The sequence below is a fragment of the Rhodococcus sp. A14 genome (assembly GCF_011603105.1).
Taxonomy (GTDB): Bacteria; Actinomycetota; Actinomycetes; order Mycobacteriales; family Mycobacteriaceae; genus Rhodococcus_F; species Rhodococcus_F opacus.
The window spans coordinates 25,531-52,401 of sequence record NZ_JAAOQS010000042.1 but is presented as its reverse complement, the minus strand read 5'-3'; the positions used below and the strand labels follow the sequence as shown (position 1 = coordinate 52,401).

The following is a 26,871-nucleotide window of genomic DNA, read 5'->3' as shown; positions in this document are numbered from 1 at the left end:
GAACGCGATGACGAGTGTGAATTCGCCGCAGCCGAATAACGGCGCCGAAGATGTGAACGTTCCCGAAGGGGCCTTCCCGCTCTCCTCGGTGCAACGGAGCATGTGGTTTGCCCAGCAACTGAGCCCGACGGTTCCCAAGTTCATCGCCCAGTACATCGAGTTGCGGGGCGAGATCGACCTGGACCTGTTGAGCGATGCTGCGGTGCGGGCCGGTCAGGAGTTCCAGTCGCCGTTCCTGCGACTGCTGGACGTCGACGGGGAGCCCTACCAGGCGGTCGATTTCAGCATCGACCCGTCGATCGGCTTCCTCGACTTCCGGGGCGAGTCGGACCCGATGGCCGCCGCGCAGGTGTGGATCGACGAGGATTACGCGACGCCGCTGCGGCTCACCCGGGACCGACTCGTCGAGATGACCGTCCTGCAGGTCGGCGATCAGCACTACTTGTGGTACACCAGGATTCACCATGTCGCGCTCGACGGGTACAGCGGTATGACCATGGTGAACCGGATCGCGGCACTGTACACCGCGGCGGTCGAGGGCACCGAACCGGAACCGAACCGTGCGCTGGATCTGCGCGACCTCTACGAGTTGGACCAGAAGTACCGGGCGTCGAGCCGATTCGAGAACGACCGGTTGTACTGGGCCGAACGCATTGTCGGCATCGAGCACGGTTCGACACTCGCCACCCACGATGCGCCCGCGGCGGCGAAGAGCCGGCTCGAGAGCGCGAAGATCTCCGAAACCGCACTGGGTTTCCTCGGAGAGTCGGATCAGCGGGTCGGCGCCACGTCGGCGGCCGTCCTGCTCGCCGGGTTCGCCTGTTACCTGTCCCGTATGACGGGCAAGCGGGACGTGCTCATCAACCTGCCGGTGTCGGCGCGCACCACGGCGCCCTTGCAGCGGTCCGGTGGCATGCTCGTCAACGTCGCCCCGCTGCGGATCACCGTCCGCCCGGAGGACACGGTGGCCGAGCTCGTGCAGCGGACGCAGCTCGAGCTGATGGGTGCGCTGCGCCATCAGCGGTGCAGTCTCGAGGACATCCGCCGCGATGCCGGACTCGCCGGCACCGCGGAGGGCCTCGCCGGTCCGATGGTGAACGTCATGCTGTTCCATCAGGCGTTCACGCTGGGCACGGTCACGGGCGAGTACCACATCGTGACGTCGGGCCCGGTGGACGACCTGCTGGTCAACATCTATCAGAGCGGTGACGGCCAGACGCTCCTCGATTTCCGCGGCAACCCCAACCGGTACGGCTCGGAGGAGTTGCGCGCACACCACCGCAGGTTCGTGGAGCTGGTCGAGGAGTTCGTCACGGCCGAGCCGCAGACGCGGACCGCCGACATCCACGCCGAGAGCGCACGCCTCGGCGCGCGGTTCCTCGAGCGGGAGGCCCAGCTCGCGTTCTGGAAGCGGGAGTTGGTGGGCCTGCCGGAGGTGACGGCACTGCCGCTGGACCGGCCCCGCCCGACCGAGCGGCTCGGGGCGGGCGAGGTCGTCGGGTTCGCCGTCGACGGCGACGTGCAGCGCCGCGCGGCGCAGCTGGCAGAGGAGGCGGGCACCGGGATCTTCACCACGCTGCACGCCGCGCTCGCGGTCCTGCTGGGCCGGCTGGGCGACACCGACGACGTCGTGATCGGAACGCCGATCGTCGGGCGCGAGGCGTCCGATTCCGACGACCCGGAAGCCGGAGCATTCTTCAACAAGACCGTTCTGCGGTCGCAGGTGGATGTCGCATCGTCGTTCGTCGACCACCTGAGCCGTGTCCGGGACGCCGACCGGGCCGCGTTTTCGCATGCGGCGCTGCCCTTCGACGATCTCGTTGCCGCCCTCGGGGCCGAATCCGATCCGTCGCACTCGCCGCTGTTCCAGGTGATGCTCGAATTCACCGACGGCGGGCAGCCGCACGACACGTCCGGGGACGTGACGGTCAGCCCGATCCAGCGCGAACATCGGGCCCTGGGACTGGATCTGGTGTTCTCCCTCACCGAATCCGAGACGGGCGGCATCAACGGCCGCCTGCGGTTCGCCACGGACGTGTGGGACCGTGACAGCGCGGAGGCGCTCGCCGCGCGCTTCGTCCGCATCCTGCAGGCGGTGACGGCGGACCCCGCCGCACCGGTCGGGGACATCGACCTCCTCGAACAGGTCGAGTACGCGGAACTCGCGCCGGTCCGTGACGAGCCCTCGGTGGAGCCCCGCACGCTTCCCGCGCTGCTCGCGCGCGCCGCGGAGGCGGGCGGCGACAGGGACGCCCTCGTCTACCAGGGACGCACGCTGACCTACCCCGAACTCGACGATCAGTCGGATCGTCTCGCCCGCATGCTGATCGGCCACGGAGTGGGGCCGGGTTCTGTTGTGGCGCTGGCGATCGCGCGGTCGATCGAGTCGGTGCTGGCCACCTGGGCAGTCGCGAAGTCCGGGGCCGCGTTCGTCCCGGTCGACCCGAACTATCCGGCCGACCGCATCGAGCACATGCTCACCGATTCCGGTGCGGTCGTCGGTCTCACCGTGGCGGCGCACCGGTCGTCGCTGCCCGAGACCACGCCGTGGCTCGTGATGGACGACGCGTCGTTCGCCCGGGACCTGCCGAAGCACGCGGCCGGCGCGGTCACCGACGCCGATCGTCTCCGCCCGTTGCGGACCGCGGATCCGGCCTACCTGATCTACACGTCCGGCTCCACCGGCACACCCAAGGGCGTCGTCGTCACCCACGCCGGCCTGGCGAATTTCGCCGAAGACGAGCGGCAGCGGTTCGACGTGACCGTGGGGGCCCGCACCCTGCACTTCTCCTCACCGAGTTTCGACGCGTCCATCCTGGAACTGCTTCTCGCCGTGGGTGCCGGCGCCACGATGGTGGTGGCACCGGCGACGGTGTATGGCGGCACCGAACTCGCGGACCTGTTGCGCCGCGAACGGGTCACGCACGCGTTCGTCACCCCGGCCGCGCTGGCATCCGTCGATCCCACCGGACTCGACCACCTCCGGTGCGTCGTCACCGGTGGCGAGAGCTGTCCGCCTGCGCTGGTGGCACAGTGGGCGCCGGGACGGGTCATGTTCAACGCATACGGACCGACCGAGGCCACCGTCGTCGCGAGCGTGGCAGGACCGTTGACGGTCGGTGAACCGGTGACGATCGGCCGCCCGTCCCGCGGTTGCGGTCTGCTGGTGCTCGATTCGCGGTTGCACCCCGTCCCGAGAGGGGTCCCCGGCGAGCTGTACATCACCGGCGACGGTGTGGCACGTGGGTACCACAATCGGTCGATCCCGACGGCCGAACGGTTCGTCGCCGACCCCCACGGTGCGCCGGGCGAGCGGATGTACCGCACCGGCGACCTGGCGCGGTGGAACGCCGCCGGTCAGCTGGAATACCTGGGCCGCACCGACTTCCAGGTGAAGATCCGCGGTTTCCGCATCGAACTCGGCGAGATCGACGCCGTCGTCCGCTCGCACCCGAGTGTCGCGTTCGCGACCACGGTCGGACGGACCGCACCGTCCGGCGACACGGTGCTGGTGACGTACGTGCTCCCCGAGGACGGGACGGACGTCGTCGTCGGCGACATCCTCGAACACGCCGCAGCAGCGCTGCCCGCGCACATGGTGCCCGCCCGGGTGATGGTGCTCCGCGAGGTCCCGCTGACCCCGGCGGGCAAACTCGACCGGAAGGCGTTGCCGGAGCCGCAGTTCGAGGCCACCTCCACTGTCTACCGGGCGCCGGTGACACCCACCGAGATGCAGATCGCGGAGGTGTTCGCGGCGCTTCTGGGAGTCGAGCGCATCGGTGTCGACGACAGCTTCTTCGACCTGGGCGGCGACTCCCTCGTCGCGACCCGCGTGGTGTCCCGGGTCAACGCGGCGCTGAGCACGGAGATCGGGGTGCTCGATCTGTTCGAGGCGCCCAGCGTCGCATTGCTCAGTGCCCGCGTGGACGCTCTCGGGCCCCGCACCTCCGCCCGGCCCGTGCTCGCTCCGCGGGCGGGGTCCGGCCCGGTGCAGGTGTCGCTGGCGCAGCAGCGGATGTGGTTCATCAACCAGCTCGACACCGCCTCGCCCGCATACAACATTCCCGTCGGTATCCGGCTGCGCGGCACGCTCGACGTGGAGGCGCTGCGGACCGCGGTGAGTGACGTCCTCACCCGGCACGAGTCGCTGCGGACGGTGTTCCCGAACACCCCCAACGGTCCCATCCAGGTGGTTCTGCCGGTCGCGGAGGTGAGCCCGCCCCTCGACGCGGTCGAGGTGGCCGAGTACGAGCTCGAATCCCGCCTGATCGCCGACGCCGCAGCGGGGTTCGACGTCACCGTCGAACCGCCGATCCGGGCGGAGCTCTACCGCACCGCGACCGACGATCACGTGCTGGTCTTCGTGGTGCATCACATCGCCGCCGACGGCCTGTCGATGACACCGCTGACCCGGGACGTGATGGTCGCCTACCACGCCCGTGCCGCAGGCGACACGCCGCAGTGGGCGCCGCTCGAGGTGCAGTACGCCGACTTCGCGGTGTGGCAGCGCGAGCTGCTCGGTTCCCCAGACGATCCGACGAGCCTCCTCGCCCGGCAGCTGGCGTTCTGGGCCCGCACCCTCGACGGCGCCCCCGAGGTCATGGATCTGCCGACCGATCGGCCGCGCCCGGCCCGGCAGTCGATGATCGGCGCCACCGCCGACTTCTCCATCCCGGCGCGCATCCACGCCGCGCTGCTCGAGATCGCAGGCGCCAACGACGCCAGCCTGTTCATGGTGGTGCACGCCGCCCTCGCGGTCCTGCTGTCCCGGTCGAGCGGGTCGTCCGACGTGTCGATCGGATCCCCGGTCTCCGGGCGTGGCGAACGGCAACTCGACGACGTCGTCGGCATGTTCGTCAACACCGTCGTCCTGCGCACCACCGTCGACCCCGATCGCAGCTTCCCCGAGATCCTCTCGCACACCCGCTCCGTGGATCTGGAGGCGTTCAGCAACACCGATCTGCCGTACGAGCGGCTCGTCGACGAACTGAAGCCGACCCGCTCCGAGGCGCATTCACCGCTGTTCCAGGTGATGCTGGTGCTGCAGGGATTCGCGAACACGCGGCTCGAGCTGCCCGGCCTCGACGTGGAGGTCGAGGCCCTCGAGACCGGTGCCGCCAAGTTCGACCTGCAGGTCATCCTCACCGAGCACACCGAGGAATCCGGCGCCCCGGGTGCGATCGACGTCCAATTCTCGTACGCGTCGGAACTGTTCGACCCGCCGACGATGACGGCGCTGGCCGAACGCTTCGTCACCCTGCTCGAGACCATCACCGCCGGTTCGGACGCGAAGGTCGGCGACATCGACCTGATCGGCGCGGACGAGACCCACCGGATGCTCGAGCAGTGGATCGACACCGACGTCGCCGTACCGGACTCGGCGACCCTGGTCAGCCTGTTCGAGGCGCAGGTGGCACGGACCCCGGACGCCGTCGCCGTGGTGTTCGCCGAAGAGGAACTGCTGTACGCGGAATTCGATGCCCGCGCCAACCGGCTGGCCCGCGAACTCCTCGCGCGCGGCGTCGGACCCGAATCCCGGGTCGCCGTCGCCCTGCGCCGTTCGCTCGAGCTGATGATCGCGATCTACGCGGTGGAGAAGACCGGGGCGGCATACGTTCCGCTCGACCCCGACCACCCGGCGTCGCGGATCGCCTACGTGATCGAGAGTGCCGAACCCGCATGCGTTCTCACCGCCTCCCGCGACCGGTGCGAGGGCGTCGACGGCGCGGCCGGTGCGTCCGTGATCGAGATCGACACCCTGAACCTGTCCCGGCGGCCGAGCACCCCGATCACCGACGCCGAGCGGGGCGGTCCGATCCACCCCGATTCGACCGCCTACGTGATCTACACGTCCGGATCGACGGGCCGGCCCAAGGGTGTCGCCGTCAGCCACCGCGCAATCGTGAACCGGTTGCTGTGGATGCAGGACACGTACCGGATGGACCACACGGACGTGGTGCTGCAGAAGACCCCCGTCACGTTCGACGTGTCCGTGTGGGAACTGTTCTGGCCGCTCGAGGTCGGTGCGCGACTCGTCCTCGCCGCGCCGGACGGACACCGCGACCCGACGTACCTGTCCCACATCATCGCCGACCACCAGGTCACCACCATGCACTTCGTGCCGTCGATGCTGGCGGTGTTCACGGCGGGCGCCGAACCGGAACTCTGCGGTTCGCTGCGTCAGGTGTTCTGCAGCGGTGAGGCGCTCCCGCCCGCCACCGCCGACGCATTCCGGGAATTCGGTTCCGCGGCGCTGCACAACCTGTACGGCCCGACGGAGGCCGCCGTCGACGTCACCTACTGGGAGTGCACGGAAGGCGACCGGGCCTCGGTCCCGATCGGCGCGCCCGTGTGGAACACGCAGGTGTACGTCCTCGACTCCCGGCTGCACCCGGTGCCGGTCGGGGTGCACGGCGAGCTGTACCTGGCCGGCACCCAGCTGGCCCGCGGGTACGTCGGGCGCAGCGATCTGACGTCGGACCGGTTCGTGGCGAACCCGTTCGGCGCGCCGGGACAGCGGATGTACCGCACCGGCGACGTCGTCCGCTGGCGTGCCGACGGCAACATCGAATACATCGGCCGCCGCGACTTCCAGGTCAAGCTCCGCGGTCAGCGCATCGAACTCGGCGAGGTCGAGGCGGCGGTGCTGGCGCACCCGTCGGTGGCGCAGGCCGTCGTGACCGTGCATCGCAGCGAGGCCACCGGCGAAAGCCTCGTCGGCTACGTGATCCCCGTGGCAGGCGCCGACATCGACACCGCCGTCGTGCGCGACGCGGCGGCGGAGGCGCTGCCCGCCTACATGGTGCCGACCCGGATCATCGTCCTCGACCGGTTCCCGCTCGGGGCCACCGGCAAGTTGGACCGGGGCGCACTGCCCGAACCGGAATTCCTCAGCCCGTCCGCCGAATTCGTCACCCCGCGCAACCCGATCGAGGAGATCCTCGCGTCGATCTTCGCGGATCTGCTCGACGCACCCCGTATCGGCGTGCACGACAGCTTCTTCGACCTCGGCGGCAACTCATTGGTGGCCACCCGGCTGGTGGCGCGGGTCAATGCCGCGCTGGGCAGCCGGATCGGGGTCCGGGAGATCTTCGACGCCCCGACCGTCGCGACCCTCGCCACCCGGATCGAATCCGAGGCCGTGCAGGGCGCCGAACGCCCGCCGCTGGTGGCCGGGGTGCGCCCCGACCGACTGCCGGTCTCGCTGGCGCAGAAGCGCATGTGGTTCATCAACCAGTTCGACCTCGACTCCCCGGCCTACAACATCGCGCTCGCGGTGCGGTTGACGGGTGACCTCGACGAGGACGCGATGCAGGACGCCGTCGCCGACGTGATGGACCGGCACGAGTCGCTGCGCACCCGGTTCCCGATGGTGGAGGGCGAACCCGTCCAGGTGATCCTGCCGACCGAGGACGTGGTGCCCGATCTGTCGCCGATAGTGACAACGGAAGCCGAACTGCCCGAGCACATCTCGCGACTGGCGGGCGCCGGTTTCGACGTCACGGTGTCGGTGCCGGTGCGCGCCGCCCTGTTCCGGACCGATCCCGGCGAGCACGTTCTCGTCATCGTCGTCCACCACATCAGCGCCGACGGCTTCTCCATGGCCCCGCTCGCCCGGGACGTGATGACCGCCTATGTGGCCCGCACCGGGGGACAGGCACCGGACTGGACGCCGCTGCCGGTGCAGTACGCCGACTTCGCACTCTGGCAGCACCGGGTACTCGGCAACGCCGACGACCCCGACAGCCTGCTGGCCGCCCAGCTCGACTACTGGACGCACACGCTCGCCGGGCTTCCGGAACTGCTCGCGCTGCCGACGGACCGCCCCCGCCCCACGCAGCAGTCGATGCGCGGCGGCATCCACTCGTTCAGTATCGACCCACAGGTGCACGGCCGATTGATCACGACTGCCCGCGAACACAATTCGAGTGTGTTCATGGCCGTCCACGCGGCGCTGGCCGTGCTGCTGGCCCGGCTGGGCGACACGGACGACGTGTCGGTGGGTACCCCCATCGCCGGTCGTGGTGACGCCGCCCTGGACGACATGGTCGGCATGTTCGTCAACACCCTGGTGCTGCGCACCCCGGTCGAACCGGCCGACACGTTCACCGACCTGCTGTCCACGGTCCGCGACACCGACCTGAGCGCCTTCCACCACGCCGATCTGCCGTTCGAGCGACTGGTCGATGCGATCTCGCCCGAACGCGCGACGTCGCATTCGCCGCTGTTCCAGGTGGTGCTCGAGTTCCGCAACAACGAGCGGCCGCGGCTGGAGCTGCCCGGGTTGACCGTCACCGGCCTCGACCTGGCCACCGACATCTCCAACTTCGACCTGCAACTCACCCTCACCGAGGAATTCGGGGTGTCGGGAGAGCCCGCCGGGATCTCCGCGGCCTTCACGTACGCGTCGAGCCTGTTCGACGCGTCCACGATCGCCGGTTTCGCCGACTACCTGCAGCGGATCTTCGACGCGGTGACGTCCGAGCCGGGCATGGCTGTCGGTGACATCGACCTGATGGTGGCGTCCGAACGTGCGGCGCTCACCCCGGTGATGGACGGGCCCGACGCCGAACCGCGGACCCTGCCCGAACTGCTCGCGGCCGCGGCCTCCGTGGATCCCAAGGCGGCCGCGCTGTCCTACGAGGGCAGCGAGGTGACGTACCGCGAACTCGACGAGCAGTCGAACCGTCTCGCCCGCTTGCTGATCGGGCGCGGCATCGGCCCCGAATCGGTGGTCGCGCTGGCGCTGGCGCGGTCGCCGGAGTCGGTCCTGTCACTGTGGGCGGTCGCCAAGACCGGTGCCGCGTTCGTCCCGGTCGACCCGAACTACCCGACCGACCGGATCGTCCACATGCTCAGCGACTCCGGTGCGGCGCTCGCGCTCACCGTCGCCGAGTTCCGTCCCACGCTGCCGGACTGCACGTCCTACGTCGTGGTCGACGCACCCGGATTCGACGACGAGGTGAGTGCGCACTCCGCCGCGGTCGTCACGGACGCCGACCGGACACACCCGCTCGCGCTGGAGAACCCGGCGTACCTGATCTACACGTCCGGGTCCACCGGCACCCCGAAGGGTGTCGTCGTCACCCACCGCGGCCTGGCGAACTTCGCGACCGATGAACGCGTCCGCTTCGGGGTCACCCCGCGGTCGCGCACGCTGCACTTCTCGTCGCCGAGCTTCGACGCGTCGATCCTGGAACTGCTGCTGGCGGTCGGCTCCGGCGCGACCATGGTGATCGCTCCGGCGTCCGTCATCGGCGGCACCGAACTCGCCGACGTGCTCCGGGAGGGCCGGGTCACGCACGCGTTCATCACCCCCGCCGCCATGGCGTCGGTGGACCCCGCGGGCCTCGACCAGCTCGAGTGCGTCGCCACCGGCGGCGACGTCTGCCCGCCGGAGCTGGTGGCGCAGTGGGTGACCGGGGGCAGGCGGATGTTCAACGCCTACGGCCCCACCGAGGCGACGGTCGTGTCGAGCGTGACGGGACCGATGCTTCCCGGTGAGGGCGTCACCATCGGCCGTCCGCCGATGGGAACCGGGGAGATGGTGCTCGATTCACGCCTGCACCCGGTGCCCAACGGGGTGACCGGCGAGCTGTATGTCACCGGTTCCGGTCTGGCCCGCGGCTACAAGGACCGGGTGGGCACGACGGCGGAGCGTTTCGTCGCCAACCCGTACGGGGGCCTCGGCGCCCGCATGTACCGGACCGGAGACCTGGCGCGCTGGAACGGTGACGGTCAGCTCGAGTACCTGGGCCGCAGCGACTTCCAGGTGAAGATACGCGGTTTCCGCATCGAGCTCGGCGAGATCGAGACCGCCCTCACCCGCTACCCGGGAGTCGCCCGTTCGGTGGTGTCCGCGCACATGGGCAGCACCGGCGCCAACCGGCTCGTCGGGTACCTCGTCCCCACGGCGGGCGCGGAACTCGACCCGGAGGCGGTCCTCGATTTCGTCGGCGGATTCCTCGCCCCGTACATGGTGCCGTCCGCACTGATCGTCCTCGACGAGTTGCCGCTCACTCCCGCGGGCAAGCTGGACCGCCGCGCGCTGCCCGAGCCGGACTTCGGGGCCCGGGTATCGACCGGCCGCGCGCCGGTGTCGGAGATGGAAGAGGTGCTCGCCGGACTGTTCGCCGAGGTCCTCGGTCTGGAAACCGCCGGTGTCGAGGACTCGTTCTTCGCCCTCGGCGGCGACAGCATCATGTCGATCCAGTTGGTGGCCCGCGCGAAGGCGGCGGGTGTGGTGCTGACCCCGCGGGACGTGTTCGAGGCCAAGACCGTTGCCGGTCTCGCCGCGGTGGCGTCGTGGGTGGGCGCCGCTGACATCGTCGTGCTCGACGAGCTGCCCGGTGGCGGAGTCGGCGACATGCCGACCACCCCGATCACGAAGTGGCTGCTCGAACGGGGCGGCGAGTTCAACCGGATGTCGCAGTCCGCGCTGCTGACCGCACCGCCGAACCTCCGCGAACTCGAACCTCTGATCGCCACGTTCCAGGCCGTCCTCGACCGGCACGACATGCTGCGCGCGCAGCTGATCGTCTCCGCCGAGGACTCGCACCTCGCCGTCCGCCCGGTCGGTGCGGTCGACGCGCAGGACCTGATCCGCCGGGTCGCCGTGTCCACGGCCCCGGGAACCCGGGCGTTCGCGGCGACCGTGATCGCGGAACTCGACGCCGCGCTGGACCGCCTCGATCCCGCGGCCGGCGTCATGGTGCAGGTGGTGTGGTTCGACGCCGGGGAATCCGGCGGTCGCCTGCTCGTCGTCGCGCATCACCTCGTGGTCGACGGTGTGTCGTGGCGCATCCTCGTCCCCGACCTCGCGACCGCGTGGGCGCAGATCTCGGCAGGCCAGGAACCGGTCCTCGAACAGGTCGGCACGTCCATGCGCCGGTGGGCGCACGGACTGGTCGACGAGGCGGCGAACCGGGCAGGCGAACTGGACCTGTGGCAGCGCATCCTCGACTGCGAGGACCCGCTCGTCGGCAGCCGTCCGCTCGACCCCGACATCGACGTCAACGCGACCGTCGGCCGCGTCACGGTCCAGCTGCCCGCCGAGGTCAGCGAGGCCGTCCTCACGGCTCTACCGGAGGCGATCCACGGCAGCGTGAACGACGGACTGCTCACCGCGTTGGCGATGGCGGTCACCCAGTGGCGGCGCTCCCGCGGCCACACCCTGCACGGCAGGTCCGTCGAGGGCACCCTGGTGAGCCTCGAGGGGCACGGCCGTGAAGACCAGGTCGTGCCGGGCGCTGATCTGGGCCGCACCGTCGGCTGGTTCACGGCGATGTTCCCGGTGCGTCTCGACCTGTCGGGCATCGACCTCGACGACGCGTTCGCCGGTGGCAAGGCCGCCGGGTCCGCGATCAAGGCGATCAAGGAGCAGCTGCTCGCGATCCCGGACCACGGCATGGGTTACGGCATGCTGCGGTACCTCAACGCCGACACCGGACCGCTGCTCGCGGCCCGCTCGCTGCCGCAGATCAGTTTCAACTACCTGGGACGCTTCGCCGCCGACCTGTCCGAGGCGGCCACCCGCGCCGGCTGGACGCCGACCGGTGAAGTCGACATGGACCGCGCGCAGGACCTCGACACCCCGGTCACCTCGGCCATCGACGTCAACGCGGTCACCACCGAGGTGGACGACCGGCCTCAGCTGCGCGCCACCTGGGCGTACGCGGCCGGTGTCCTGACCGTCGCCGAGGTCCGGGAACTCGCCGAACTGTGGGTCCGGGCGCTCACCGCGCTCACGACGTACGCGGCCCGCCCCGACGCCGGCGGCGTGACCCCGTCCGACCTCGAACTGGTGAGCCTCGACCAGGACGCCATCGATCGCATCGAATCGCGCTTCCCGGCGCTGTCCGACATCTGGTCGCTGTCGCCGCTGCAGTCCGGACTGCTCTTCCACGCACTGCTGGCCGATCAGACGATCGACTCGTACACCGTGCAGGTGACACTCGAACTGCGCGGTGCCGTGCCGTCCCGCATGCGGGTGGCCGGGCAGGCCCTGCTCGACCGGCACGCGAACCTGCGGGCGTCGTTCGTCTACGACGAGGGCGGCACCCCCGTCCAGGCGATCCACGGGTATGCGGAACTGCCCTGGACCGAGATCGACCTGTCCGGTCTCGACGCGGAGAGCCGCGAAGCCGAGATCGTGCGACTCCTCGACGCCGACCGGCGCCGCGGGTTCGACATGGCCACCCCGCCGCTGTTGCGGTTCATGCTGATCCAGATCGGTGGGGACGAGCAGCGCCTGATCGTCACCAATCACCACATCCTGCTCGACGGCTGGTCGATGCCGCTCCTGATCCGCGACCTCCTGACCCTGTACGCCACGGAAGGTGACGCCACGGCGCTGCCGCGGGTGCACCCGTACCGCGACTACCTCGCCTGGATGTCGCACCGCAGCACCGAGGACTCGCTCGGTGTGTGGCAGCGTGCCCTCGCCGGGGTGGAGGAGCCGACGCTGCTCGCCCCGGCCGACGCGTCGGTGCAGAGCGACACGCAGTCCGGTCAACTGCTCGTCGAACTCGACGTCGACCGCACCGATCAGCTGAGTGTGCTCGCACGCGAGCACGGTCTGACCCTCAGCACCCTGATCCGCACCGCGTGGGGAATCGTGCTGGGCGGCTTGGTCGGCCGCTCCGATGTGGTCTTCGGTGGGACGGTGTCGGGTCGACCTCCGCAGATCGCCGGAATCGAGTCGATGGTGGGTCTGTTCATCAACACCCTGCCGGTGCGGGTGGTTCTCGATCCGCGGGAAACGCTGGGGGAGTTGCTCGAACGCATTCAGGGCGAGCAAGCCGCGCTGCTGGACCACCATTACGTCGGATTGACGGACATCCAGTCGGTGGCCGGTCCCGGTACCGGTTTCGACACGCTGACGGTGTTCGAGTCGTATCCCGTCGACCGGGAGGGGCTGACCGATCAGACCGACATCGCCGGCATGCACGTCCTCGACGTGCACGACAGCGCGAACGCCGCCCACTACCCGCTCGCGCTGATCGCCTCGGCGCACGAGAATCTGCAGCTGAAGCTCGAGTACGTCGAGGAACTGTTCGACCGGGCCGACGTCGAGCGGATCGGCGACCGGATCATCCGGGCACTGATCGCGCTCGCCGAGCACCCCGGGATGAAGCTCGCGCAGCTGCGCCTGCTCACCGAGGCAGAGGAAGCCGAACTGGTTCCGGCCCGCGGCGTGCCCGGCCGCTCCGTGCGCACACTGCCGCAGATGTTCACCGACACGGCCGCGACCTCGGGCGACGCCACCGCCCTCGTGTTCGGCGACCGCCGGATGTCCTACCGGGAACTCGACGAACGGTCCAACCAGCTCGCGCGCCTGCTCATCGACCGCGGCGTCGGACCGGAAGACATCGTGGCCCTGGGTATCTCACGGTCCATCGAATCGGTCCTCGCGGTCTGGTCGATCACCAAGACCGGCGCGGCGTTCGTTCCGGTCGATCCGACCTACCCGCGCGAGCGGGTCGAGCACATGGTCACGGATTCCGGGTGCACGTTCGGTCTCCGCCTGGACGCCGACCACGGCCGGCTCCCGGACACGGTCAGCTGGCTGACCCTCGACGACCCCGACACCGACGCCGCCATTCTGGCGATGTCCACCGACACCGTGACCGACGACGACCGCGTCGCGCCCCTGCGCTTCGCACACCCCGCGTACGTCATCTACACGTCCGGTTCCACCGGCAAACCGAAGGGCGTGGTGGTCAGCCACCGCGGTCTCGACAACTTCGCCGAGGAGCAGCGGACCCGCTACGCGACGGATTCGACGTCGCGGGCGTTGCACTTCTCCTCACCGAGCTTCGACGCTTCCGTCCTCGAATACCTCCTGTCGTTCGCCGTCGGCGCGACCATGGTGATCGTGCCGCCGTCCGTGTACGGCGGCGAGGAACTCGCGGAGCTGATCCGCACCGAGAGCGTCACCCACGGGTTCGTCACCCCCGCGGCGCTGGCCTCCGTGGACCCCGAGGGGCTCGAGGTGTTCCAGAACGTGGTCGCCGGCGGTGAGGCGGTTCCTCCGGAACTGGTGACCCGCTGGGCACCGGGCCGCACCATGTACAACGGCTACGGTCCCACCGAGACCACGATCATGAGCAACCTCAGCGACCACCTGCAGGTGGGGGAGACGGTCACCATCGGTGCCCCCGTCCGCGGCGTCTCCGAGGTGATTCTCGACTCGCGGCTGCAACCGGTCTCCGTCGGCGTCGCCGGCGAGCTCTACATCTCCGGTGAGGGCCTGGCCCGCGGCTACCATGCACGCGCCGGGCTGACCAGCGAGCGGTTCGTCGCCAACCCCTACGGCGGACCGGGCGACCGGATGTACCGCACCGGCGACCTCGCGCGGTGGCGGTCCGATCACACGGTCGAATACCTGGGCCGCACCGACTTCCAGGTGAAGATCCGCGGCTTCCGCATCGAGCTCGGCGACATCGACAGCGCACTCGCCGCGCATCCGTCCGTGTCGTTCGCCGTCACACTCGGGCGCCCCGGCCCCGCCGGCGACACCGTGCTCGTGTCCTACGTGCTGCCGGAGACCGGGTCGGCACTCGAACCGCCGGAACTGAAGGAGTGGACGGCGAACCTGCTGCCCGCGCACATGGTGCCGTCGAGCATCATGATCCTCGACGAGATCCCGCTGACCCCGGTCGGCAAGCTCGATCGGGCCGGGCTGCCCGAACCGCAGTTCCTGCCCACGTCGGACGACTTCCGCCCGCCGTCGACGGTCCTCGAACACACGATCGCCGACGTCATCACGACGGTCCTGGGAATCGAACGAGTCGGCATCGACGACAACTTCTTCGACATCGGCGGAAACTCGCTGATCGCAACCCGTGTCGCCGCACGCCTGACCGCGGAACTGGACACCGACATCGGCGTCCGCACCCTGTTCGAGGCACCGACGATCCATCAGCTGGCCCGCCTCATCGAGTCGACGGCATTCGCACCCGCGCAGGACGGCGCCCACGTCCGGATCCCGCTCGGCCCGGTGCCGCGGCCCGCGCACGTGCCGGTGTCGCTGGCGCAGAAGAGGATGTGGTTCCTCAACCAGTTCGACACGTCGTCGGCGGCCTACAACATCCCCCTGGCGGTGCGGCTGACCGGTCACCTGGACGTGGAGTCGCTGCGTGCAGCGGTGACGGACGTCTTCGTCCGCCACGAATCGTTGCGGACCGTGTTCCCGTCCCACGACGGCGAACCGACCCAGGTGGTGCTCTCACCCGGTCAGTGGACGCCGAACCTCGAGATCGTCGAGGTGTCCGAGCACGAACTCCGGGGGCACATCGCCGGTCTCGCGACCGCCGGCTTCGACGTGACGGCCGACGTGCCGATGCGGTCGGCGCTGTTCGCACTCGCCCCCGACGATCACGTGCTCGTGATCGTGGTGCACCACATCTGCGCCGACGGGTTCTCGCTCACCCCGCTCGCCCGGGACGTCATGACCGCGTACGCGGCCCGCATCGCGGGGAGCGCGCCGCAGTGGAACCCGCTGTCGGTGCAGTACGCCGACTACACGCTGTGGCAGCTCCAATTGCTGGGCGACGAGAGCGACGCCGAATCGCTGATCTCCCAGCAACTCCGGTACTGGACGGATCAGCTGGCCGACCTGCCCGAACTCCTGCAGCTGCCGACCGACCGGGCGCGACCGGTCCAGCAGTCGTTCCGCGGCGCGCAGGTCGACTTCACGATTCCGGCGGACGTGCACCGGGCGCTGGCGGCGTTGGCGCGCAAGCACAACTCCACCATGTTCATGGCCGTCCACGCGGCCCTGTCGGTGCTGCTGTCCGCGCTGTCGTCCACCGAGGACATCGCGGTCGGCACACCCATCGCGGGCCGTGGTGACGCGGCACTCGACGACATGGTCGGCATGTTCGTCAACACCCTGGTGCTGCGGAGCGCCGTCGACCCGGCGGAGGGTTTCGGTGCCCTGATGGATCAGGTGCGGGCCACCGACCTCGCCGCGTTCCACCATTCGGACCTGCCGTTCGAGCGGCTCGTCGACGTCCTCGCGCCGGAGCGCTCCACCGCGCACTCGCCGCTGTTCCAGGCGCTGCTCGAGTTCCGGAACAACGAGACACCGCGGCTCGAGCTCCCAGAACTGACCGCGGCCGCCGTCGATTTCGATCTGGAGGTCGCCAAGTTCGACCTGCAGCTCAGCGTCGAGGAAGGATTCGACGCGGACGGGGTGGCGTCGGGTATCGCCGCGTCGTTCATCTTCGCCACCGATCTGTTCGACGCCGGCACCGTCCGCACGTTCGCCGACCGGTTCCTGCGCATCCTCGGCGCCGTCACCTCCGACCCGCACGCCCCGGTCGGTGACATCGTGATCACCGACGCCGCCGAGCGGTCGGCGATGGCGACCGAATGGAACACCGCCGGACTCGACGCGGGCACCGACACCCTCGCAGACCGCTTCGCGCAGAGCGTGGCCCGGTTCCCCGGCGCCACAGCCGTGACGTCGGAGGACGTGGCACTGACCTACGCCGAGCTCGACGCCCGGTCGAACCGGCTGGCCCGCCTGCTCATCGCCCAGGGAGTGGGGCCGGAAATGCTGGTGGCCGTGGCACTCCCACGCACCTGCGATCTGATCATCGCTCTGCTCGCGGTGATCAAGACCGGCGGCGGCTACCTGCCCGTCGACATCACCTACCCGGCGGACCGGCTGGCGTTCGTGTTCGAGGACGCCGCACCGAACTGTGTCATCACCACCACGGGAGACGTCTCCGCCCTGCCCGACTCGGAGACCCCGGCGATCCTGCTCGACGACCCCGAGACCACCGCGGACCTCGTGCATCAGTCGCCCGCGACGATCACCGACGCCGACCGGGTGACACCGCTCGACTCCTCGTCGGTGGCGTACGTCATCTACACCTCCGGGTCGACCGGCCGCCCCAAGGGCGTGGTCGTCTCGCACCGCAACGTGCTGACGTTGTTCGCGAACACACAGCCGCTCTACGGGTTCGACGAGAACGACGTGTGGACGATGTTCCACTCGTACGCGTTCGACTTCTCCGTGTGGGAGCTGTGGGGTCCGCTGCTCTACGGCGGCCGACTCGTCGTCGTCGACTACTACACGGCGCGGTCGCCGGAAATGTTCCACGAACTCCTGCGGAACGAGCAGGTCACCGTCCTCAACCAGACCCCGACCGCGTTCTATCAGCTCGCCGAGACCGACCGCATCGTCTCGGAGATCGACGTGAACGCCGCGGCACTGGCGCTGCGGTACGTGATCTTCGGTGGTGAGGCTCTCGACCTCGGACAGCTCGGCCGCTGGTACTCCCGGCACGACGACTCCGCCCCGACCCTGGTGAACATGTACGGCATCACCGAGACGACGGTCCACGTCAGCTATCTGGCGCTCGACCGCGAGTTCGCCGAGTCGGCGTCGGCCAGCGTCATCGGCCGCGGAATCGCCGGGCTGCACGTACACGTCCTCGACCGGCGCCTGCACCCGGTTCCCCCGGGCACCATCGGGGAGATGTACGTCTCGGGTGACCAGGTGACCCGCGGTTACCTCGGCCGGGCCGGGCTCAGTTCGACCCGGTTCGTGGCCGACCCGCTCCGTCCCGGGGCGCGGATGTACCGCACGGGTGACCTGGCGCGCTGGAACACCGACGGCCAGCTCGAGTACCTGGGCCGCAGCGACTTCCAGGTGAAGATCCGCGGTTTCCGCATCGAACTCGGCGAGATCGAATCCGCGCTGCTCCGGTACCGCGGCATCGCCCAGGCCGTCGTCCTCACCCGCGACGACGGGCACGGCGGTCACCGGCTGATCGGCTACGTGGTTCCGGAATCCGGCGCCACCGTCGAGGTGTCCTCGGCGCTCGAATTCGTCGGCACCCAGCTCACCTCGTACATGGTGCCCGCCACCCTCGTGGTGCTGGACGCGCTGCCGTTGACGAGCAACGGCAAACTCGACCGCCGCGCGCTGCCGGAACCCGACTTCGGGGCCCGGGTGTCGACGGGCCGCGCCCCGGCCACGGAGATGGAAACCGTCCTCGCCGGTCTGTTCGCCGAGGTGCTCGGTCTGGAATCGGTGGGTGTGGACGATTCGTTCTTCGCACTCGGCGGCGACAGCATCATGTCCATCCAGTTGGTGGCCCGCGCGAAGGCGGCGGGCGTGGTGCTCACCCCGCGGGACGTGTTCGAGGCCAAGACCGTTGCCGCGCTCGCCGAGGCCGCCTCCTGGGCGGGCGCCGCAGACGTGGTGGTGCTCGACGAACTGCCCGGTGGCGGGATCGGCGAGATGCCGATCACCCCGATTACCGCGTGGCTGCTCGAACGGGGTGGCGACTTCCGCCGCTACACCCAGACCGCGCTGCTCTCCCTGCCCGCCGCGGCCGACGAGACACTGCTGAAGCGCACGATCGCGGCGGTCGTGGATCACCACGACATGCTGCGGGCGCGTCTCCTCGGTGCCGAGCCGCAGTGGCGGATCGAGGTGCAGGCCGTGGGCGCGGTCGACGTCGACGACGTGCTGCACCGGGTCGAGGTCGCGTCGGTCGTCGGTTCCGGATTCGCGGAGACCGCGACCCGGGAACTCGATGCCGCGGCAGGACGACTGGACCCCGAGGCCGGCGTGATGCTGCAGATGGTGTGGTTCGACGCCGGCGACGAGGGCGGACGGCTGCTGGTCGTCGCCCACCACCTGGTGGTCGACGGCGTGTCGTGGCGGATCCTCGTCCCCGACCTGGCGACCGCGTGGGCGCAGGTCTCCTCGGGTCAGGAACCGGTCCTCGAGCCGGTCGGCACATCGATGCGACGCTGGTCGCACGGACTCGTCGAGGCGACACGCGACCGCGCCGACGAGATCGAACTGTGGCGCCGGGTGCTCGAAGCCGACGACCCGCTGATCGGATCGCGTCCACTCGACGCCGCGATCGACGTGGCAGGGACAGTCGAGAAGGTCACGGTGGAGGTGCCCGCCGACGTCACGGACGCACTGCTGACCCGTGTCCCCGAGGCCTACCACGGCGGCGTCAACGACGGACTGCTCACCGCGCTGGCGCTGGCACTGGCCCAGTGGCGGCGCACCCACGGCGACTTCACCCGGGAGTCGCTGGTCAGTCTCGAAGGCCACGGCCGCGAGGACCAGGTGCTGCCGGGCGCCGATCTGGGCCGCACCGTCGGCTGGTTCACGGCGATGTTCCCGGTGCGCCTCGACCTGTCGGGCATCGACCTGGACGACGCGTTCGCCGGTGGCAAGGCCGCCGGGTCCGCGATCAAGGCGATCAAGGAACAGCTGCTCGCGATCCCGGACCACGGCATCGGCTACGGCATGCTCCGCTACTTGGACCCGGAGAGCGCCGATCAGCTGCGGGCGCTGGCGAAGCCGCAGGTCACGTTCAACTACCTGGGCCGGCTGGGCGGCGCGACGTCCACCGACATCCACGGTCACGCCTGGGTTCCGGTGACGGACACGAAGCTCGACGACATTCCGGCCTCCGACATCCCGGTGGCATCGGCGCTCGACATCAACGCCGTCACCGGCACCGGGGCCGACGGCAACCGGCTGCGGGCCACGTGGGCGTTCCCGACCGGGGTCCTCACCCCGTCCGAGGTCCGCACGCTCGCCGACCTGTGGGTGCAGGCCCTGGCCGCGCTGACCACCCACGTCGCGCGACCCGACGCGGGCGGCGTGACCCCGTCCGACCTCGATCTGGTCACCCTCGACCAGGACGCGATCGACCGGCTCGAGACCAGGTTCCCGGCGCTGTCGGACATCTGGTCGCTGTCACCGCTGCAGTCCGGGCTGCTGTTCCACGCCCAGTTCTCGGACGCCACGGTCGACCCGTACCTGGTGCAGCTGGCGCTGAAACTGCGCGGCGACGTCGACCCGGACCGGATCCGCCGGGCCGGGCAGGCCCTGCTGGAGCGGCACCCCAACCTGCGGGCCGCGTTCGTCCACGACAGTGCGGGGGCCTCCGCCCAGATCATCCAGCAGCACGTGGAACTGCCGTGGTCGGAGTTCGACCTCTCGGCACTCGACCCCGACGAGACCACCCGCGAATACGACCGGATCGTGGCACGGGACCGGTCGGTGAAGTTCGACATGGCGAACGCGCCGTTGCTGCGCCTCGCCCTCGTCCGGCTCACCGAGGACGACTACCGGCTGATCCTGACCAACCACCACATCCTGCTCGACGGCTGGTCGACTCCGCTGGTCATCCGCGACCTGCTGACCCTGTACGCGTTGGACGCCGACGGCAGCCTGCTGCCGCGGGTCCATTCCTACCGTGACTACCTGTCGTGGATGAAGCGCCACGACACCACGGACTCCCTCGACGCCTGGCGCACCGCGCTCGACGGGGTCGAGGAGCCGACCCTCCTGGCCCCGCTGGAGCGGGGTGAGGCGCACTCCGTTGTCGCGGAGGAAACGGCCTTCACACTGTCGGAGGAGCAGACCACCCGGTTGCGGGACTTGAGCCGGGAACGCGGGCTCACCCTCAACACCGTCGTCCAGACGGCGTGGGGAATCGTGCTGGGCGGCTTGATCGGCCGCTCCGACGTAGTGTTCGGCGGGACGGTCTCGGGCCGGCCGCCGCAGATCGCGGGCATCGAATCGATGGTGGGTCTGTTCATCAACACCCTGCCGGTGCGGGTGACCCTCGACCCGTGGGAGTCGCTGGGTGAGCTGCTCGAACGTGTGCAGAGCGAGCAGGCCGCGCTGCTCGATCATCATTACCTGGGCCTGACCGACATCCAGTCGGCGGTCGGCGGCGGCGGTGCCTTCGACACGCTGACCGTGTTCGAGTCGTACCCGGTGGACGAGGCGGGGCTGACGGAACAGACCGACATCGCCGGGATGTTCGTCACCGGCATCGACGGCAAGGACTCCGCGCACTACCCGCTCGCCGTCGTCGCCTCCGGGGACGCGCGGCTGAACTTCAAGTTCGAGTACCTCCCCGAGGTGTTCGAGGAGAGCGCGGTCGACGAGATCGCGGACCGGCTGCAGCGGGTGCTCGACGCCCTCGCCGACCGGCCCCAGATTCCGCTGGCCCACATGCAACTGCTCACCGAGGCCGAACTCGCCGAGTTCGCGCCGGTACGCGGCCGCCCGGGGTTCTCCGTCCGGACGCTGCCGCAGATCTTCGAGGACGCCGCCGCGTTGGATCCGAACCGCACGGCGCTGACGTTCGAGGGCCGCAACGTCTCCTACCGGGAACTCAACGAACGCTCCAACCAGCTCGCCCGGGTCCTCATCTCCCGCGGCGCCGGCCCGGAGACGTTCGTGGCGCTCGGCATTCCCCGGTCGATCGAGTCGGTCCTCGCCGTGTGGGCGGTGGCCAAGACGGGCGCCGCATTCGTCCCCGTCGACCCGAACTACCCGATGGACCGCATCGAGCACATGCTCACCGATTCGGGTGCCACCATCGGACTGACCATGGCCGCGTACGAGAAGGCGCTGCCCGACTCGGTGCCGTGGCTGCAGCTCGACTCGCCCAAGTTCGAGAAGGCCTGCCAGTCGAAACCTGCTCTGCCGGTGGCTGATTCGGATCGACGGTCGCCGATAAGCCTCGACAACGCCGCCTACATCGTCTACACCTCCGGTTCGACGGGCAAGCCGAAGGGCGTCGTGGTCACCCACGAGGGCCTCGACAACTTCGCCGAGGACCAGCGGCAGCGTTTCGCCGCCGCGCAGACGTCCCGCACACTGCACTTCTCGACGCCCAGCTTCGACGGGTCGGTGTTCGAGTACCTGCAGGCGTTCGGGGTCGGCGCCACGATGGTGATCGCACCGCCGACGGTGTACGGCGGAGCGGAACTGGCCGAACTGATCAGGTCCGAACACGTCACCCACGCCTTCGTCACCACCGCGGCGCTGTCCACGGTCGACCCGGAGGGGCTCGACGAGTTCCAGCACGTCGTGTTCGGCGGCGAGGCGTGCCCGCCGGAACTGGTGACCCGCTGGGCGCCCGGCCGGCAGCTGTCCAACGCATATGGCCCCACCGAGACCACGGTGATGGCCAACATCAGCGACCCGATGACGGTGGGCGAACCCATCACTCTCGGCGGCCCGATCCGCGGAGTCGGTGAGCTCGTGCTGGATTCACGTCTCCAGCCGGTGCCCGTCGGGGTGCCCGGCGAGCTGTACATCACCGGTGCGGGTCTCGCCCGCGGCTACCACCGCCGCCCGGAACTGAGCAGCCAGCGGTTCGTCGCCAACCCGTTCGGGGAGGCGGGGGAGCGGATGTACCGCACCGGCGACATCGTCCGGTGGCGTGCCGACCACACCGTCGAGTACGTGGGCCGCAGCGACTTCCAGGTGAAGATCCGCGGATTCCGCATCGAACTCGGCGAGATCGACAACGAGATCGCCACGTTCCCCGGGGTCAGCTTCGCCGCGACCCTCGGTGTTCCCGGCCCGTCCGGTGACACGGTGCTGGTGACCTACCTGCTGCCCAACACGGCCGGCGGCATCGACCCGGCCGAGCTGACCGCGCACCTGTCGACCCGGCTCCCCGCGCACATGGTGCCGACGAGCGTCATGTTCCTGGACGAGATCCCCTTGACCCCGGTGGGCAAACTGGACCGATCGGCGCTGCCCGCGCCCGAGTTCCACGTCACCACCACCGAGTTCCAGCCGCCGACCAACGATCTCGAACGCACGATCGTGGACATCTTCGCCGACGTCCTCGGTATCGAACGGATCGGCATCGACGACAACTTCTTCGATCTCGGCGGAAACTCGCTGGTCGCCACCCGGGTCACGGCACGGTTGCGGGACGCCCTCGACACCGACATCGGTGTGCGCGCCTTGTTCGAGGCGCCCGACGTCCGGTCCCTGGCCGCACGTGTCGCCGACAGCGTGAGCGGCGGCGCCCGCCCCGCGCTCGCGCCGGTCGAACGGCCCGACCGGATTCCGCTGTCGCTGGCGCAGAAGCGGATGTGGTTCCTCAACCAGTTCGACACGTCCTCACCGGCCTACAACATTCCGTTGGCCGTCCGGCTGACCGGGGCCCTGGACGAGGACGCCCTGCGGCTGGCGATGGCCGACGTCCTCGAACGTCACGAGACGCTGCGCACCGTCTTCCCGACGGTCGACAGCGAACCGACCCAGCGGATCCTGCCCGCCGCCGATACGCAACCGGAGGTCGACACCGTCGCGGTGGCGGCGGACGACCTGCCGCGGCACATCATGGATCTGGTGTCCCGGGGGTTCGACGTCAGCACCGACGTGCCGGTCCGGGCGGCGCTGTTCCGGATTGCGCCCGACCATCACGTGCTGACGATCGTGGTGCACCACATCAGCGCGGACGGCTTCTCCCTGGCGCCGCTCGCCCGCGACGTCATGGTGGCGTACTCGTCACGGCTCGGCGGCGACGGCCCGCAGTGGGATCCGCTGCACGTCCAGTACGCCGACTACACGCTGTGGCAGCACGCCGGACTCGGCTCGGAGAACGATCCCGAGTCGATGATCAACCAGCAGTTGCGGTTCTGGTCGGAGACGCTGGCCGGCGTGCCGGATGTCATCCAGTTGCCGACCGACCGACCGCGCCCGATCCAGCAGACGTTCGAGGGCGATCGGGTCGAGTTCGCGATCGACGCCGACATCCATCAGCGGCTGACGGCACTGGCCCGGGCCAACAACGCCACCATGTTCATGGCGGTCCACGCCGCGCTGGCCGTGCTGCTCGCGCGGCTCGGCAGCACCGACGACGTCGTCATCGGCACCCCCGTCGCCGGGCGCGGTGAAGCCGCCCTGGACGACATGGTCGGCATGTTCGTCAACACGCTGGTCCTGCGGAACCGGATCGACCCGGCGTCGACGTTCACCGAACTGGTGCAACGGATCCGGGAAACCGACCTGGCCGCGTTCCAGCACTCGGACCTGCCGTTCGAGCGGCTCGTCGAGGAACTCAACCCGACCCGGTCCACGTCGTACTCACCGCTGTTCCAGGTGGCCCTCGAATTCCAGAACAACGAGAACCCGACACTGGAACTGCCGGGCCTGCGGGTCGAGAACGTGGACCTCGAAACCAAGGTGGTGAAAGAGGATCTCGAGGTGATCCTGGCCGAGCGGTTCGATCAGGACGGCGCGCCCGCGGGTGTCGCCGGCGGACTCGACTTCGCAGTCTCCCTCTTCGACCCCGCCACGGCACGCTCGATCGCGGACCGCTTCGTCCGGATCCTCGCGGCCGTCACCGCCGACCCGGACCGGTCGATCGGCACCCTCCCGCTGCTCGACGACGCGGAGATCGAGGAGATGGTCCCGGCGCGCGGCAAGCCCGACGTGCGCCCCGAGGTGTGGCCCGACCTGCTGACGGCCGCCGCGGCACTCGACCCCGATTCGATCGCGTTGTCCTTCGAGGACCGGCAGGTCACCTACCGCGAACTCGACGAATGGTCCAACCGGCTGGCGCGGGTGCTGTGCGCCCAGGGCGTCGGGCCGGAGACGTTCGTGGCGATCGGTATGCCGCGATCGATCGAGGAAGTGGTGTCGATCTGGTCGGTCGCGAAGTCGGGTGCGGCGTTCGTGCCCGTCGACCCGACCTACCCGCGGGACCGCATCGACTACATGCTGACCGACTGCCGCGCGTCCGTCGGCCTGACCGTCGCCGATCGTCGCGACAATCTGCCGGACACCGTGCAGTGGCTGGTGCTCGACGACGAGTCGTTCGCCGAGCAGGTCGCGGCCGTCTCCTCGGCGCCGGTCACCGACGCCGACCGCCCGCGCCCCCTCCATCTGGCCAATCCGGCGTACCTGATCTACACGTCGGGATCGACCGGTAAACCGAAGGGCGTCATCGTCACTCACCGCGGCATGGCCAACCTCACCGCGGAGGAACACGAACGGTTCCAGGTCACGCACGACTCGCGGGTCTCGCATCTGGCGTCCCCGAGCTTCGACGCGTCGATCTTCGAGCTGATGATGGCGTTCGGGGCTTCGGCCCGGGTCGTGATCGTGCCGCCCACCGTCTTCGGTGGCACGGAACTGGCGGACCTGTTCCGGCGCAACGCGGTGACGCACGCGTTCATCACACCCACCGCGCTGTCGTCCATCGAGGACGTGGGACTCGAATCGCTCCGCGTCCTCGCGGTGGCCGGTGAGGCCTGCCCGCCGGAACTGGTGGAGATCTGGGGCAAGCACCGCAACATGCACAACGGGTACGGGCCCACGGAGACCACCATCCAGGCGAGCGTCAGCGCCCCGATGCGTCCGGGTGGCGTCGTGAACATCGGCGCACCCGCGCTGGGATTCGGTTCGCTGGTCCTCGACGAACGCCTGCAGCCCGTCCCGGTGGGTGTGCCCGGCGAGCTGTACATCACCGGACCCGGACTGGCACGCGGGTACCACAACCGGTCGGCGCTGACGTCGGAGCGGTTCGTCGCCTGCCCCTTCGGAGAGCCCGGTCGCCGGATGTACCGCACCGGCGACGTGGTGCGCTGGCGCGGCGACCACACCATCGAGTACATCGGCCGCACCGACTTCCAGGTGAAGGTCCGCGGATTCCGCATCGAACTCGGTGAGATCGACGCCGTCCTCGCCCGCCACCCCGCGGTCGCGTTCGCAGCCACCATCGGACACACCGGACCGTCCGGGGACACGCTCCTCGCGTCGTACGTGCGGGCGGCCGAGGGACACGATCTCGAGCCGGCGGAGTTGCGTACCCACGCCGCCGACCGCCTGCCCGCGCACATGGTCCCGTCGGCCGTGGTCGTCCTCGATCAGATCCCGATGACCCCGGTCGGCAAACTCGACCGCAAGGCGCTGCCCGCGCCCGAGTTCGGCACCACCGGCGCGGCCTTCCGGGCCCCGACGACGGCGACCGAGAGGATCATCGTCGAGGCCTTCGCCGAGGTGCTGGGCGTCGACCGGGTCGGCACCGCCGACAGTTTCTTCGACCTCGGCGGCAACTCGATCGTCGCCACCCGGGTGATCACGGTGCTGCAGGAACGCCTCGGACGGCAGATCCCGTTGCAGTCGATGTTCCTGGACCCGACACCCGCGGGCCTGGCACTGCGGGTCGACACCGAGAACGCGGCCGGGTCGCCGGTGGACGAGGCGCTCGGTGTGGTCATCCCGCTGCGGCCGACAGGGGAGAAGCCGCCCCTGTTCTGCATCCATCCCGGCATCGGCCTGTCGTGGGGTTATGCGGGACTCCTGCAGCACCTCTCGCAGGACCGGCCGGCGTTCGGCCTGCAGTTGCCGATCATCAGCGGCGGCCCGAGCTTCGAGTCGATCGAGCAGCTGGCGCACCAGTACGTGCTGGAGATGCGCAAGGTCCAGGCGCACGGGCCCTACCACCTGCTGGGCTGGTCGCTCGGCGGCGTCATCGCCCACGCGATGGCCGTCGAACTGCGGCGGGAAGGCGAGGCGGTCGACACGCTGGCCGTCATGGACAGCTACGTGACGAACGGGACCGACCAGGGCCCGGAGAGTCTCACCGTGTCCGAGTTGCTCCACGGGCTCGGACTGGACCTCGAGTCCGTCTCCGGAGAGGAACTCACCTACGAGCGCGCGGTCGAGTTGCTGGACGACGCATTCGGGCAGAAGACGGGACTGACGCCGCAGCACCTCGAGCGGATCAGCGCCGGATTCACGAACTCCTCGCGGATCATGAACAACTTCCGTCCGCAGGTGTTCGACGGGGATCTGCTGTTCTTCACCGCCGCCGGATCGGCGTCGACGGACCAGCATTCACCCGAGGAGTGGCGGAGTTCCGTCACCGGAGGCATCCGGGAAGTGAAGATCGAGTGCGAGCACAACCAGATGATCGAACCCGAGGTCCTGGCCGTGGTGGGGCCGGTCCTCGAGGATTATCTGAGCACGCATTGACCCGATTTCGTTGCGGCGGGCCCGCCGTCCATTGCATTGCCGTAACGGGCGGGCCCGAATACCGATATCTCCTGCGA

At 69.6% G+C, this 26,871-nt stretch carries 1 protein-coding gene; it reads left to right on the top strand.

Annotated elements, in window-relative coordinates:
- Window positions 1-7 precede the first annotated feature (7 nt).
- A complete protein-coding gene (locus G9373_RS22065; RefSeq protein ID WP_167116769.1) occupies window positions 8-26,794 on the top strand; it encodes a non-ribosomal peptide synthase/polyketide synthase in 26,787 nt (8,928 codons plus the stop codon).
- Window positions 26,795-26,871: the final 77 nt, after the last annotated feature.

Excerpts from the sequence above, each read along its gene's own strand:
- G9373_RS22065 (WP_167116769.1), top strand. The coding sequence starts at position 8 with ATGACGAGTGTGAATTCGCCGCAGCCGAATAACGGCGCCGAAGATGTG.